This is a genomic window from Shewanella sp. UCD-KL12 (assembly GCF_001957125.1).
Lineage (GTDB): Bacteria > Pseudomonadota > Gammaproteobacteria > Enterobacterales > Shewanellaceae > Shewanella.
This window is the reverse complement of record NZ_MPHJ01000007.1, coordinates 97,631-113,234: the sequence shown is the minus strand read 5'-3', so window position 1 is coordinate 113,234 and position 15,604 is coordinate 97,631. Positions and strand designations below refer to the sequence as shown.

The 15,604-nt window shown below is 42.7% G+C and carries 13 protein-coding genes; 7 read left to right on the top strand and 6 right to left on the bottom strand.

Going from position 1 to position 15,604, the window contains the following annotated elements; translation table 11 throughout:
* Positions 1–96: 96 nt before the first annotated feature.
* Both BM736_RS14035 and BM736_RS14030 read left to right on the top strand, forming a co-directional pair.
* Positions 97–990 carry a LysR family transcriptional regulator gene (locus tag BM736_RS14035; protein WP_076413267.1) on the top strand — a complete coding sequence of 298 codons (894 nt, stop codon included), beginning with the start codon at positions 97–99 and terminating at the stop codon, positions 988–990.
* Between the two features lie 89 nt (positions 991–1,079).
* Positions 1,080–1,730, top strand: coding sequence for a glutathione S-transferase family protein (locus BM736_RS14030; RefSeq protein ID WP_076413265.1), 651 nt, complete (start codon positions 1,080–1,082; stop codon positions 1,728–1,730).
* 40 nt (positions 1,731–1,770) lie between these two features.
* Here the strand turns inward: BM736_RS14030 and BM736_RS14025 are convergent, their stop codons facing one another.
* Positions 1,771–2,301 (bottom strand): thioesterase family protein, encoded by a 531-nt coding sequence (locus BM736_RS14025; protein ID WP_076413263.1) that lies wholly within the window; start codon positions 2,299–2,301, stop codon positions 1,771–1,773.
* A gap of 194 nt (positions 2,302–2,495) precedes the next feature.
* Positions 2,496–4,541: an oligopeptidase A gene (gene prlC / locus BM736_RS14020; protein WP_076413261.1), complete on the bottom strand. Its 2,046-nt coding sequence runs from the start codon at positions 4,539–4,541 to the stop codon at positions 2,496–2,498.
* Positions 4,542–4,814: 273 nt separating this feature from the next.
* Between prlC and BM736_RS14015 the strand changes: the two genes are divergently transcribed.
* The 4 genes from BM736_RS14015 to BM736_RS14000 all read left to right on the top strand — a co-directional run bounded on the left by BM736_RS14015 (position 4,815) and on the right by BM736_RS14000 (position 9,028).
* On the top strand, positions 4,815–5,585 hold the full coding sequence (locus tag BM736_RS14015; protein WP_076413259.1) for a hypothetical protein: 771 nt from the start codon (positions 4,815–4,817) through the stop codon (positions 5,583–5,585).
* A gap of 100 nt (positions 5,586–5,685) precedes the next feature.
* Complete coding sequence (locus BM736_RS14010) at positions 5,686–6,252, top strand: hypothetical protein (RefSeq protein ID WP_076413257.1); 567 nt, start codon at positions 5,686–5,688, stop codon at positions 6,250–6,252.
* 260 nt (positions 6,253–6,512) lie between these two features.
* The gene (gene gorA, locus BM736_RS14005) at positions 6,513–7,868 is read left to right on the top strand and encodes a glutathione-disulfide reductase (RefSeq protein WP_076413255.1); all 1,356 of its coding nucleotides are present in this window, start codon (positions 6,513–6,515) and stop codon (positions 7,866–7,868) included.
* Between the two features lie 203 nt (positions 7,869–8,071).
* On the top strand, positions 8,072–9,028 hold the full coding sequence (locus BM736_RS14000; protein ID WP_076413252.1) for a YeiH family protein: 957 nt from the start codon (positions 8,072–8,074) through the stop codon (positions 9,026–9,028).
* A gap of 57 nt (positions 9,029–9,085) precedes the next feature.
* Here BM736_RS14000 and BM736_RS25195 read toward each other — a convergent pair whose 3' ends face one another.
* Positions 9,086–9,259: a hypothetical protein gene (locus tag BM736_RS25195; RefSeq protein ID WP_179079059.1), complete on the bottom strand. Its 174-nt coding sequence runs from the start codon at positions 9,257–9,259 to the stop codon at positions 9,086–9,088.
* A 137-nt stretch (positions 9,260–9,396) separates the two neighbouring features.
* Entirely contained in the window at positions 9,397–10,089 is a 693-nt protein-coding gene (locus tag BM736_RS13995; RefSeq protein ID WP_076413250.1) for a DJ-1/PfpI family protein, read from the bottom strand.
* 273 nt (positions 10,090–10,362) lie between these two features.
* Between BM736_RS13995 and BM736_RS13990 the strand changes: the two genes are divergently transcribed.
* A complete protein-coding gene (locus BM736_RS13990; RefSeq protein WP_076413247.1) occupies positions 10,363–13,557 on the top strand; it encodes an ATP-binding protein in 3,195 nt (1,064 codons plus the stop codon).
* Between the two features lie 28 nt (positions 13,558–13,585).
* Here BM736_RS13990 and BM736_RS13985 read toward each other — a convergent pair whose 3' ends face one another.
* Both BM736_RS13985 and BM736_RS13980 read right to left on the bottom strand, forming a co-directional pair.
* Positions 13,586–14,197, bottom strand: a complete 612-nt coding sequence (locus tag BM736_RS13985; RefSeq protein WP_076413244.1) for a paraquat-inducible protein A — start codon at positions 14,195–14,197, stop codon at positions 13,586–13,588.
* A gap of 87 nt (positions 14,198–14,284) precedes the next feature.
* Positions 14,285–15,463, bottom strand: a complete 1,179-nt coding sequence (locus tag BM736_RS13980; RefSeq protein ID WP_076413242.1) for an HD-GYP domain-containing protein — start codon at positions 15,461–15,463, stop codon at positions 14,285–14,287.
* Between the last annotated feature and the right edge of the window lie 141 nt (positions 15,464–15,604).

Below are 15,604 nucleotides of genomic sequence, written 5' to 3'. Positions count from 1 at the left end.
GTTTTATCCCCGATGTCATGATAAACAATTAATAAGCAATAAGTAGTTTGGTTACCTACAGTTAACTATATAGTGGTTTATTTGGGGGAGATATCTATGGACGCAGGTCAGCTTTACCGAATGTTAGTGTTTGCCAATGTGGTTGAGCATGGATCGCTCACTGCAGCAGCAAATGCCTTAGGTATCAGTCGCTCTATGGTTAGCCAGCACCTGAAAAAGTTAGAGATCAGATGTGAAACCCAACTTCTACAACGAACAACCAGAAAAATGGGGCTGACTGAAAGCGGGCAAAACTTCTATTATTATTGTGCAGAGCTGCTACAACTCGCCAAACAAGCTGAAACCTCAATTCAACCGGATAATGCAGGGCTGCATGGCAATCTAAAAGTGCTCGCACCTGTCTGCTTCGGCGAAAATAATTTGATTAAACTGATCGGCAAGTTTCATCAAAACTACCCCAAAATTCGTGTATCGATACAGCTAGAAGATCGTCACCTTAGCCTACTAGAAAATAAGATCGATATTGCAATCCAAGCTGGTGCCAATATCACCCCAGACGTCAACGCTATCAAGCTCAGTACTTATGATGAATATCTGGTTTCTAGCCAAGATTACCTTGAAAGCAATGGGTCGCCACTACACCCAGATATGCTACAAATGCATCAATGGGTTCTACAGGCATCGAATACTCTGCCGAAGAATTATCAGATTAAAAACAGTTATGGAGACATGTTTAAGCTAAACATTAGCCCATTTATTACCTGTAATAGTAACCTTGGCGTGATGGGCTTGATTAAGCAAGGTTTAGGTATTGGTATCTTACCTAGCTATCTAGCAACGCCGCATATAGAGAATAACCAGCTGACACACCTCTTGCCTGATTATCATCTGCAAGAGGGAGCGATATATGCCACACATCCCTTTAATGAAGTCATACCGCCAAGAGTAAAAGTATTTATCGACTTCATCAGAGAACAAGTGGGCTCCTGACAGGGTTATTAGCTTGTAAGCGTTTGCGCTATGATCTGCAGCGACTAAAGTTATCTATATAAATCAAAATAAATGTGAGGGAAACGCTGATGGAGTTGTTTTATCATCCCCTTTCCCGCTACTCACAAAAAGTTTTAATCGCACTTTATGAAAAGCAGGCAAACTTTTACCCAAGAGTCATCGAACTATCAGATCCTTTTTCCCGTAGGGAGTTCTGCCACTTTTACCCTCCAGGTAAAGTACCACTACTCAAAAGCAAAACAGGTGTTTTAATACCTGAATCTAGCATTATTATCGAATACGTCGACAATGAGTTCTCAACAGGCACAACACTATTGCCTAAATCGCCCCAAATAGCGCTTGATACTCGCCTGCAAGATAGGTTAATTGACAATGAATTGAGTAATAGGTTACTTGAACTGGAACAGCAGAAACTGATTAACTCGGATAAAAACCAATTACTCATCAAGCAACTCGAAAAAGACATAAAACGTTTTTTACAATACTTAGATAAGCAGCTGGATAATAGCCACTGGCTTTGTAGCGATAGCTTAACACTTGCCGATTGCGCACTTTTCCCTTGCCTACACAGCGCGCAAACTCATTTCAAACTGTTCGAATATGACAATTTAGATCGCTACTGGCACCAAGCCCAGATGCGAGGGGCCTATCAACAGGTCGAAGAGGAAGTTGAGCTTGCTATGGGGGAGGCATTAGCAGGCAGAAGGCCAATACCTTAAAAAAAGTTCCCAGCACCTAAGTACTAGGAACGGATACCTTTTATATATTGCGCTCTTTCTTTAGCTGTAAAAACTGTTTCCACTTGACCACTTCTGGCGGTAGCTCAGGCGCGGGGCCTTCAAAGTTGACCTCTTTGACCATAGTATCAATCGGTACTTGCTTGCCTTTACAAACAAACACACCACGCACATGAACGATGCAATGCAGTTTGTTTTCACTGACGAAACGCTGCTCTATATAAAAATATTTCTCGTCCCAACCAACTAACTTAGTTTCGATTTCAAACTTAGTAAATGGCTTGATATCCCGGATATAGGTGAACTCTGCAGCGTTGACGATTGGCATCCACTTAAGCTTTATAAAGCGTTTAAGAAAGCCCATTTCGGCCAGCATATAGGTACGAGCGAGATCCATAAAAGCTGGATATCTTGAATTGGTCACATGAAAGTTAATATCACAGTCACAAGGCAAGGCACGATAAGCGATACGACTGGTGCCTAGAAAATCGATAGCGTTACAGTGGCGCACACGCCAGAGAAATAACCAGATAAGCCTAAAATAGAGATTCATGTACTGCTTAACCCGCATCCTTGATAAATAAGAGCCGAAAGGCTATCAGAGGTCATACCAGATAACAAGCTTGCAAGTTATCTAATATATAGCACTGATTGGTATAAGTGTTTTCCAATAATGAAAATGCCAGTAGGTTTACACCCGCTGGCATCTCTTTTTTCTACTAAAGGGTTTTAGGCTTTAGATGTTCTTTACTCGTCAGTGCTAATACCGCTATGTCGCAGTAGCGCATCAATCTTCGGCTCACGTCCTCGGAAACGTTTAAATAGGGTCATAGGCTCTTCACTGCCTCCCATCTGTAAGATGTTTTCAAGGAAGCTACGACCGGTACCTAAGTTAAAGATCCCCTCCTCTTCAAAACGCGAAAATGCATCGGCAGAGAGGACTTCAGCCCACTTGTAGCTGTAGTATCCTGCGGCATAACCACCAGCAAAGATATGAGCAAAACTATGCTGGAAACGATTAAACTCAGCAGCCTTAACCACAGCAACTTGTTTACGCACTTCGTTCAGTTTAGCTTGAATATTCGCACCTGCTTCAGGCGTGTACTCAAGGTGCAACCTGAAATCAAATAGAGAGAACTCAAGCTGGCGTAGCATCATCATGCCAGACTGGAAGTTCTTCGCAGCTAACATTTTGTCAAGCATTGCCTTCGGCAGTGGCTCACCTGTTTCATGGTGTCCTGAAATTTCAGCAAGCGCTTCCTCTTCATAACACCAGTTTTCCATAAACTGGCTAGGTAGCTCTACCGCATCCCAAGGTACGCCATTAATACCAGAGACTCCTGCTACATCTATTTTGGTCAACATGTGGTGAATACCATGACCAAACTCATGAAACAGAGTTGTCACCTCATCGTGGGTAAACAGTGCTGGCTTGCCATCTATTGGAGCGTTGAAATTACAGGTCAGGTATGCAACAGGATCTTGTAGGCCATTGGGCGTTAGCCGACGGGCTCGACAGTCATCCATCCATGCACCACCACGCTTACCTTCACGAGCGTAGAGATCTAAGTAGAAACTGCCACGATGAACACCTTCACTGTCGGTGATATGAAAGAAACGCACATCTTGATGCCAAGTATCAAACTCTTTTTGCTCTTTGACACTTAAGCCAAATAGGCGAGAGACGGTATAAAACAGACCCGATAAAACCTTATCTTCAGGGAAGTATGGGCGCAGTAGCTCTTGTGAAATCTCATACCTATGATGCTTTAGCTTCTCAGCATAAAAGCTTAAATCCCAAGGTTGTAGATCAGTAGCGCCAAACTCCTGTTCAGCAAAAGCGGTGAGTTCAGCAAGCTCAGTTTCTCCCTGCTCTTTTGAACGGCTCGCTAGTTCATTGAGAAAATCTAAAACTTGAGTCGGATTTTCAGCCATTTTAGTCGCTAGAGATTTATGTGCATAACTCTCGAAACCAAGTAGTTGAGCGAGCTCATGGCGCAGCGCCACAATCTCATCCATCAAAGGACCGTTATCATACTCTCCTGCAAATGGACCTTCGTCAGACGCTCGAGTCACAAAAGCTCGGTAGCACTCTTCACGTAGTTCGCGGTTTTCACTGTAGGTCATCACAGGTAGATAAGAGGGGAAGTCTAAGGTAAATAGCCAGCCCTCTTGCTCTTTGGCATCTGCCATCGCCTTAGCTGCTGCAATCGCAGAGTCAGGGAGACCAGCTAATTGCGTTTCCTCTGTGATGAGCTTACTCCAAGCTTGAGTTGCGTCGAGAAGCTGGTTTGAATAACTACTCGTCAGTTCAGACATTCGCTTCACAAGCTCGCCGTATCTCAACTTATCTTCATCACTCAGTCCAATACCGGAAAGCTCAAAATCTCTTAAGCTATGCTCAATCACAGTCTTTCTAGCTTGGCTCATCTGCTCAAACTCAGTGGATGCCCTTAATGATTTATAAGCTTGATAGAGAGGCTGATGCTGACCAACAAAAGTGCCATACTCAGAAAGAAGTGGTAGGCATGCATCATGTGCTTCACGCCACTCTTCACTGCTGACAACTGAATTCATATGAGAAACTGGCGACCAGATTTTGCCTAGCTCATCATCCACCTCCTCTAGAGGTGCTACGAGGTTATCCCAGGTAAAGGGGACTGATAGTGCTAAGACCTCATCAATTTTACTGCGGCAATTCGCAATGCCTTGCTCTACAGCAGCTTGTATATGCTCAGGTTTAATCTTTGAAAAAAGGGGTAACGTCGTGCTGGTAAGCAAAGGGTTGCTCATAGTCGGTCCTCAGCAAGTTAATAGCTATATAAACTAGATATGGGCAATAGTGGCACGATTCAAGAATTATTGCTCTTAAGTGCCATAATTGTTTTCTCTAGCAGTGAATTACTCATAAAACATTGACCTAGCTCAAATTATTACTTTACACATAATTTACATTCCATCTATTGTAATCGAGATCATAAATACGACGAGTTATCATTTACATTTATTGCTTTCCATATACTCTGGCTACAACTCCCTGTTCTTTCGCCAAATTTTGAGTTTACTATGAAAAATACCGCCCATTTAACATTTTTATCCTGCTGCATAATTGCCTCCTTTTCAGCTCAAGCTGATAACGTATCTAACCTTGATGACTCGCATAACATCAATAAACTGCCAAAAAATGAGCAAGCTGAGACGCAATTTATTGTCGACTTAGGTTGGGACTCTGAATATATCTCTGAAGGCCGTAACAACTTAGATAAAGGTGGTATCACGTGGGGGACAGTTGCAATCCAACATGGTGATCTTAATGTGTATGCCACGGGCGGCCGAGCCGATAGCCAAGATTATACTGAGTGGAACTTTGGACTAGAATACGGCATTGCACTGGCTGACAATGTAGAAGCGAGTATTGGTTACCAACGTCTCGAATTTTATGGTGAAGACAGAGATAGTGATAATGAGATTTTCAGCTCATTAGCATATACAGGCGTTGAGTGGTTAACCCCTTCAATAGCTTACACATATTCAACCGCTGCAGGTGGTTACTTTGTTGAAGCTAGTTTACATAGCAGTTGGGAGCTAGCTACTGGCTTAACTGTGACACCATATATAACTCAAGCTTTTGACTTTCAATATGTTACTGAAGAGCATAATGGCGCTAACCACTTCCAATTTGGGGTTGAAGCTGAATACCTCATTAACGATCAAATCGTTGTATCAGGGCACTTTAGCCATACGATTGCCCAGGAAGATATCAAGCTAGAAGCTGATGGCAATCAATCTAGCTTAGATCAAACTTATGCAGGTATTCACCTAACTTGGAGTTTCTAGTTCATCGCTGATTGAATTTAGATTAATGCTCGACTAAGTTTATCTATGAAGTGAGGCAAAGGATCGCCTCATTAAAATGTTCAACTTGGAGAAACAGGGAATGTTACTCACTCAACTATGCACACTGCTAACTTGTTCAAATCGCTTTAGTCAAAGTTACCTAAGCCGATGCTCTGCTTTATCTCTGCCAATAGTATTCATACTCAGCTTTTTTCCAGCAAATATGGTCTACGCTCAAGACCCGACAGAACGACTCACAAATGACGCTATACATAACATGCCAATGGATATGGCACTCGATAGTGATGGTAATCCGATAGCAATCCCCTCCTCTAATCAAAGCGCACTCAACTACCAGCCACAAGCTCCAAAGAGGCATCTGCGCTCTCATAAGAAAAGCACGAAAAAAACAAAAAGAAAGAAGAGTAAGCTTTCCCGTAAGCAGCAGCTTAAAACTAGATCACAAGTCGCTAACGACCCAAGTTGTCGCTGGATTGATCAGCGGATGGACCAACTTGAACAAAAGCTATCGTATTCAGGCAATAACACTGGCTATGGTTATCATTCTAAGGAGCTTAAAATAAGACAAAGTGAGTGGCAATGTATGAAATGCGGTGCCGAAGGGCCAAGTCAACGAGACTACGATAATTGCCAATACCGACGTTAACGCCTGCTCACTCTCCACGCTTGTGTTTACAGCTTACTGTTGGCTTTTACTACTTTTTACCCTAGGTAGGTAGAGCTTGAAAGATGCAGAGGTCTTGGCAGCAGCTCCTATTTCAGCAAGCGCATATATTTACTTTCATCTGCAACTTTTTCTACAGTTCTCCCGTCTTATACTTGAGCGCTGGTTCCAGAGATCTTTTCCCTCTACAATGAAGCACGCTTTTTAAAAAGCAACTGACCCACAACTTTTTGGAGATAATGATGGCCCAACATTTTGACTATATCTGTCTCGGTGCCGGCAGCGGCGGTATTGCATCGGCAAACAGAGCAGCGATGCGAGGCGCGAAAGTGCTACTTATCGAAGCGAAAGCCTTAGGTGGAACCTGTGTCAACGTGGGCTGTGTCCCTAAAAAGGTGATGTGGTATGGCGCTCAGGTAGCTGAAGCTATGCACCTTTACGCTAAAGACTACGGCTTTGATGTTACTGTAAACAAGTTTGACTGGAACACGCTCGTCGACAGCCGTGAAGCTTATATCGAGCGTATCCACGGTGCTTACGACCGAGGCCTTGAGAGTAACAAAGTTACCTTAGTTCGAGGTTATGGTCGTTTCGTTGATGAGCGCACCATTGAGGTCGATGGCCAGCACTACACAGCAGATAATATCCTTATTGCTACAGGTGGCTCACCAACTATTCCTAATATTCCAGGCGCTGAGTACGGAATCGACTCTGATGGTTTCTTTGAACTGAGGGAGCAACCAAAGCGTGTGGCAGTCATTGGTGCTGGTTACATCGCAATTGAGCTTGCTGGCGTGCTTCATGGCCTTGGCAGCGAAACCCACCTTTTTGTGCGTAAGCATGCTCCATTGCGTAGCTTCGACCCTATGTTAAGTGAGGCCTTGATGGAAGCTATGGCGACCGATGGTCCAACCTTGCACACCAATAGCACGCCAAAATCTGTAGAAAAAAATGCCGATGGCAGCCTGACATTGACCCTTGAGAATGGTGAAAGTTACCAAGTCGATACGCTCATTTGGGCCATTGGCCGTAAGCCATCTACTGGCAATATAGGCCTTGAAAATACCCAAGTTCAGCTTAATGACAAAGGTTATGTCATTGTCGATGAGCAGCAAAATACCACTAATCCTGGTATCTACTGTGTCGGTGATATCATCCAAGGCGGTGTAGAGCTGACGCCAGTTGCCGTCAAAGCCGGTCGACTACTGTCGGAGCGCCTGTTCAATGGCATGGACGATGCGAAGATGGATTATTCACTCATCCCAACCGTTGTCTTTAGTCACCCAGCCATAGGCACTATGGGTCTGACTGAACCTGAAGCCATAAGTGAATACGGCGAAGACCAAGTAAAAGTGTATACCTCTGGTTTCACCTCTATGTACACCGCAATTACTGCACATCGCCAAGCCTGTAAGATGAAGCTAGTCTGCGCAGGTCCCGACGAGAAAGTCGTGGGGATCCATGGACTAGGATACGGTATGGACGAGATCCTTCAAGGTTTCGGCGTTGCGATGAAAATGGGCGCAACTAAGAAAGATTTCGATGCCGTCGTTGCGATACACCCAACTGGTGCAGAGGAATTTGTTACCATGAGATAAGCAGTTATCTCATTACTGAGCGCAAACAGACGCACTCAACATAAGCCTGGGTTATCGGTAATCCAGGCTTTTTTATCCCCTAGATTTAACAGTATTCACCTCAAAAGATTAAGTTTTATTGAATTAAACACTAAGATAAATTGAATTTGTTGAGCTTGTTAGCTCAGCTATAATTATAATTCCATTTATCTTTATAGCGTTCGATGACTCAAGAGAATAAAGCAGTTACATCACGTATAGAAAAAGCAAAAAAGCATAGTCCTTTTTTTATCCTTGCCATTTTATGCCTGCTTCCTGTTATCTCATCACCCATCGCCTTAGTGCTTGGCTTCACCTTGGCAAGCATTGGCCTAGTACCAAAAGATATCGATCTCGCCTCGCTGACTAAACGCCTACTCTCATACTCCATCATAGGCCTAGGCTTTGGTATCCACCTTCAAACTGCTATATCTGCAAGTCTAGATAACCTGCCATTAATATTAGGCTCGATTATTTTCACGCTGATTTTAGGTTATCTGCTAACAAAAGCACTCAGGTTTGATAGCAAAACAGGACATCTGATCTCAGCAGGAACGGCGATTTGTGGTGGAAGTGCCATTGCCGCAGTCTCTCCCGCAATTAATGCTAACAGTGAGCAGTCTGCAATCGCACTGGCAACGGTTTTTATTTTGAATTCAGTTGCTCTATTTTTGTTTCCAACATTGGGTCATCTATTTTCTATGAGCCAATATGACTTTGGCGTTTGGAGTGCCATCGCAATACACGATACCTCATCTGTAGTAGGAGCAGCTTCAGCCTATGGTGAAGAAGCACTGACTACAGCAACGACGATCAAGTTAGCTCGCGCTTTATGGATCATCCCTATCGCACTGTTAAGCGCGCTACTTTTTGGTGGTAATAAGAATAAAATAACCATTCCTTACTTTATTGGCTTTTACTGCCTCGCGATTGGTGTTGCACATTGGTTTCCGCAAGGAGAAGCGGTTTATGAAGTGGTTTTTGAACTCTCAAAAAGAGTATTGGTTTTATGTCTGTTTTTAATTGGTGCAGGGATAACGGTGAGTAAAATGCGAGCCGCTGGCAGCAAACCTTTGCTGCTTGGTGTGCTGTTGTGGCTCTCAATTGGAACAGTATCTCTACTTTATATCTTGTATCTATAACACGCTAAAGAGACCAAAGTTTAGACGCTGAAACGAATTCAGAATAGGCGTTAAGCTTTACTTATCACCGATAATTTTGGATGGTTTGGCAGGATCTGACTTAATACCAATTGCTATCCATAAGAGACAGGCAAAAGCCATTAAGTCGATAAGGGCGCGCGTTAACCCTGTCGTCAAAAGAGAGGCTGCGACAAATACTGCACAACATAAGATAATTAACCACTGCTTCATTTTGCCTCCTATGTTTGCCAGGGAGATGATAAGTAGTGGTTATTATTTATCGAATATAGGTAAGTTCCCAAATACCCGTTTTCACTAACAAATAGCTATTCGGGCTAAGAGTCCAAACTTATACTGATTGGTATTACCTATACGGCATAAGGATCTTGGCTAGCATCATCATTCCAATGATATTCAGTGAGCCTTTCGATTCGTTTCGCCTCATCCATCCCAGCTTGCTGTGAAATATAGAAAAGTGCAGCATCGATTCCTGCTGAAACCCCAGATGAAGTCAAATATTTTCCATCATCAACCCAACGCGCACTCGGGTGCCAATTTGTTTTGTCCGATAGACTGGTCACCCAGTTATAAGCCATCTTATTGGTAGTAGCATTGAGACCATTTAACAAACCTGAGGTCGCTAAAAGGGCTGAGCCCGTACAGATTGAGAACACTTTTTTAGAAACACTTGCTTGCTTCTTTAACCAAGCCTGCATCTGCTTATCTTCTACTAGCTGCCTAGTACCAAGGCCACCAGGTACAATAAACAGATCGCAAGGCGTAACCTGATCCATCAAGATATCAGCGACGACCTTAGGCCCTTGATAACTTCTAATAATGCTCTTTGGCCCAACCAGCTTAATCTCAACATTCTTCATATGACCAATCATTTCAATTGGCCCATGAAGATCGAGTGTTTCATAATCATCAAAGACTAATGCTAATACCTGCAATGGCTGTTCTTTTGTTGCCGCAAATAGCTGAGTTGAAAAGCCACTCGTCGCTATTGCAGCCGTTCCTGCCGCAACTATGCCCGCAGATAAAAATTCCCGACGTCTCATAAAGTACTCATCTAATAAATAAATTCTAGGCTAGCCTGTATAGAGTGTTAGTCATCAAGATATTGAAATAATTCACTGTAAATATAGTTAGCTATATTTAATTTATTAATAAGTGGGAGCTAAGCCTAGCCAATTTAAAAAATGAGATAAAAAACTATTAAGCGATTTGATAAACAGAAGTAGGTCACAAATCAAATATTACTGTTACCTTTAAATCTCACTCCTCTGTTCTACACTTGTATGAGTTAATTCGTACTTATGGATCTTTAAGCCATGCCTGCTCGCTCCTTATTTCGGTGGCTCTCATTTAGCTCTATCGGCAGTAAAGTTATCGTCTCTATGATAAGCATTAGCTTGCTCGTACTCCTGCTTTCAGCTTCTAACTACCTAATGAACACCCGTGTAAAAGAGGACACTACATCTGTAAGTACTCACGAAATTCCTAAGGCCATTGCAGCGATCAACATGCTAGATGAGATTGGTGATATGAATGCCAACGTCCTTGAATATGTGTTAGGAGAGGTCGATGAGCGCAATGATTTCGACCGAAATCAGGAGGAGTTTGCACTTTACCTTTCGAACTTAAGACAAGCACTCACCACAAATGACAGAAGAATCGATGAAGTTGAAGAGCTGTTCAATGACTTTCATACAACAGCGAGAGCCCAAGTGTTCAACCGTTATAACCCGGATAATGAGGACTGGGCCAGACAGAGGGTTAAGGGGCTAACCGATATCACAGGTCGCAAGCTAGAGATCTTACTTGATAGCCTCAAAGAGAGCGAGATTCAAGATGTCGGCTCACAGCCAAACATAGACGAAGTGATTCATGATGATCTACCCGGTGTACGTTACTACTTAGAGTTAGTCGATGAAGCCGGGGATATGGTCGCCGACTTGAGTGATTATGTAGCGGGTAATTACGAGGCTAAAATCTCGTTCATTCAAAATGCTCAAAACTTCGAGGAGTTTCTTACCAAGTTAAAACCACTAGAGATGAAACCAACTGAGGTCGCTCAGCTACAAGAGGTTGAAGCCCTGTATAAGGTACTTAGAGATGGCGGCTTTGAAGTATTCCAGCGCTATAACTCCTCTAATAAAACATTAGCAATTAAGGCTATTGATGATTTAGAACATCAAACTTTTGCGAGGCTAGAACGGTTACTTGATGAGGTCTCCATCGATGCAGGGGAGAATGCCAATGTCGAATTACTTGGGCTTAGAGAGGTCACGGTATCGAACCAATATATTCTTATCACCTCTTTAGTCTTAGTCCTAATGCTCTGCGCTAGTATCATCTACTTTTCCTACCGAAGTATTACTGAACCAATTACCAAGTTAAGCGGCACTATGAAGCAACTTGCTGACGGTGATACCGAAGTGCAAGTCGTGTATCTAGAGCGTAATGATGAAGTGGGCTACATGGCCAAGGCGATCGAGATTTTTAAAAATAATATGATCGAAAGGAATCGTGTAGAGCAGGAGCTAGTCACAGCTAAAGATAATGCCGAAGAAGCCTCTAGAGCAAAAGCTAGCTTTCTAGCAACCATGTCACATGAGATACGAACACCGATGAACGGCATTATAGGTATGATAGATCTACTATTAACATCGAGCATGAATCGCGATCAGCGTAATATGACAAATACCATCCGGGAATCAGCCTTCTCTCTACTCAATATCATTAACGATATATTAGACTTCTCCAAAATAGAGGCGGGCAAGTTGGAGCTTGAAAACATTCACTTTTCAATCTCGGAACTACTTGAAAGTGTTGTAGATACCATCACCCCAAATGCCGATGAAAAAGGGGTCTCACTCGAGCTCTATACGGATCCTCAAATCCCTCATCAACTGCATGGTGATCCTATCAGGATCAGACAGATACTGTTTAATTTACTCGGTAACGCTGTAAAGTTTTCAAGCGATCAGCAACAAGCTGGTAAAGTTAGAATTTCCCTAACGTCACAAGAGATCAGTGACAAGCTAGTCTCATTCTCTATCGAGATTGAAGATAATGGTATTGGTATTAAGCCAGAGAGTTTAGAGGGACTATTTAAGCCGTTTACACAGGCTGAGTCATCCACCACACGTCGCTTTGGGGGCACAGGTCTCGGTCTCGCGATCTGCTATAACATAATCAGTCTTATGAAGGGTGATATCAAAGTTAAAAGCGAATCAGGCCAAGGTTCATCTTTCACTATCTCTCTCTCACTCCCATATAGCGATATCCCCAAACCCAAAGAGGATTATAAAGATACTCTGGTCATCAATGACATACAATCAGATTGGTTATCTGAGTGTGTGAATGGCTATTTTAATGCTCACAATATCAATATTATAACTTTGCCATATGTCAGTATTAACAGCTTTCTCAGTGATAACTATCAACACTCAATTCACACTGTGGTAGTTACCGATAATATTGCTCACTGTGAGGCGCAATTGACCCAGTACATTAGTAAAGAGCTAAAAGATAAGATTAAGTTTTTGGTGTTAAACAATGCTTCCAGAGGGGAGGGAGTGTTCAATGACCACTCATTCTCCATCGCAGCCTCTCCCTTAAAACTCACCACTTTGCTATACGGTTTTAATGTCGTACTCGGGCGTGAAAGCCCCCTAGAAAACCTCACACATGACGGTGAAGAGATACTGAAAAGCCACTTACCTCTCAAAGAGGCTGAAGAAGCTGGACGCCTCATTCTTGTCGCAGAAGATAATCAAACCAATCAGGAGGTGATAAAGCGTCAACTTAATAAGCTAGGTTACTCATGCATCATTGCAGACGATGGTATAGATGCGCTAGAACTCTACCCTAAGTACAATTTTGTAATGGTTTTGACTGACTGTCACATGCCAAGAATGGATGGTTACGAACTTGCTGGTTTACTTAAAAAGCAGCAAAAAAAGTCAGCGGTCAAACTCCCAATCATAGCGATTACAGCCAATGCATTAGTTGGTGAAGCAGATAAGTGTATAGCAGCAGGCATGGACGATTACTTGTCAAAACCTGTTGAGTTAGCCAAATTAAATTTAATGCTAAAAAAGTGGCTTACCGTTCCCAAAAAGGCAATTGGCACACAGGAAGAAACAGCGAGTCAGCCAGTTGTCAGCTTATTGGATAAACAGGCAATCACGACTATTTTTGCTGATGATATGCAAGATTACGCAGACTCTTTGGCTGACTTCCTTGAGCTAAGCTTGCCACAAGTCAAAGCCATGGTAAAAGATAAAAGCTTTAATGTTTCAACCATAGGTGAATTGGCTCATAAGCTTAAATCATCGGCCAAAATGCTTGGAGTTACATGTATTGGAGAGCCTTGCGAAGCCATAGAGCAAACAGCCAAGCAGGGAGACACTCCCGCTAACAAGGTGACGATTCAAGCTCAGTTAGACGCCATGGCCAAGATACTCCCTCAGATTGAAGATGAGATAACCAGTGTCATACATTCACAAGCTCATTCCTAAGACTTATTGCTCGTTTAAATAATAATGATTAGCTGGCTCTATTTTTAGCTGTCTGATTAACCAATATCCCGCTTAATATTGAGAAGATGCAGTAAGCAGAGAAGTAATAAAATCCCACTTCAAAATTAGCTTGGGTATTAAGCAAAGCCCCCATGCCAGCCGAAGCATTACCTGCCATATAGCTCACTATAACAGCGACGATAAACACGTCTGCCATGGACCATTTGCCGATAAAATTAGTCAGTAAACTCATCTTATTGCTGATCTGTCTCGATATAGGCAGCTGTTGAATCAACATAAAACTCAATTTAATAACTGGAATAATAATACTAAATAATCCCACCAGCGCAGCAACCAAGATATTCCCTGAGTGATACAGCTCCTCAACGGTGCCTAATATACTGCGCGTTTTCTGAAATACTTCCACCTCGCCTTCAATAGTATCTAAGCCCAACATGCTCGACATCATAGATAGCATCTCTTTTGCATTGGGGCTTCCCTCTGCGAGGTGCTCTATACCTGCCTGAGTTAATTCTGACTTCTCAATGGTACCGCTTAGGGTAAGAATAGGTTGAGTGACACCAGGCACAAGCAGCGCTAAAGAGGCAAGGATGACAACGAAGGAGAGTAGCCGATTCATAATAATTCCAACAAGCCGTTATCAACGGCAGTGATTCCAATCGGCATTATACTTATATTTTCAAAACTTGGGGGGGGTGAAGCTTTATTAATAAAATGGCGAGGGGTCAACCTCTAAGCTACTGGGTGATACGCCGCGCTCTATGTGTAGATCAGACTTCATCAGATCGACCATAGTCACATCGGTATAACGTTTATGCTTAACAGAATAGAAGCACTTTAAAACAGGGTGTAGGGCATCTCTATTCTTAGATTGCCACACAATACCTATACGGCCATCGGACAGCTCTACTAATGAACCAACAGGATAAACCCCCACACAGCGTATGAACTCATAAACGAGCTTTTCATCTAAATGAAATGGCGTGAGTGATAATAAGATTTTGAAGGCTGCAGCTGGGCTCATCGCCTCTTTGTAGCAACGCGTCGCTGTTAACGCATCGAAAATATCCACAATACAGCTCATGCGTCCATGGAGTGGAATTTCATCTCCCTTGAGACCTCTAGGATAACCGTTTCCATCCAACTTCTCATGATGCATCAAACACACATCTTTGCTAATTTTTGAGAGCCCTTGGGTTTGCTCCATAATATCAACGGCAAAGGTTTGATGCAGTTTCATATGCTCAAACTCTTTATCGGTAAGTCGTCCAGGCTTGTGTAATACCTTATTATCTACCTTTATTTTACCTATATCATGCAAGATGCCACCAACAGCTAGCTGGCGTAATATATCTCTCTCTAAATTAAGGTATTTACCGAAGGTGACCAACAGGAAAGAGACATTGATTGAGTGCTCCAGTAAATAGGCATCTTTAGTTCGCAGGGCTGAGACACATTTCAGCGCATCGGCATCAAGTAATACCGACTCAATCATGTTATCAGCTAGCACTTCGAAGGGCTCAACCTCAACGGCCTTGCCCTCAAAAACTTCAGATAGTACTTTTTGAACGAGATCTTTAGCTTCAACAATCAGCTTCTTAGACTCTTGCTGCTGCTTGTCGCGCGATGGCTGGGCCTTCTTCGCCACAGGTTTTGGTGAGATAGCCCGTTTTAAACCACAGCTATCAGCAGAACGTTCAACATCAATCCAAACATGGGTTATGCCATTTTTCTTAAGTTTTGCAATCGCATCTCTACTGCGAATTTGACCAGCATTTGCAATAGCAACCTGACCCTTTTGATCTATTGCACTCACAAACATTCCTATGGTCAACTTTGACACAGGAAATTTAATCAAGGCTTTAGAATCCGTCGCTTGGACCATCTACTCACATCCCCCCAGATGACATACGAGTATAGAATACTTTATAAACTTCTAACCCACTTATATTTTAGTATTCCAGTACGCCTAGTGTTTAATTATTTTAATTTTTTAGCATTTTGGCGTAAGGGGGAACATTCTATG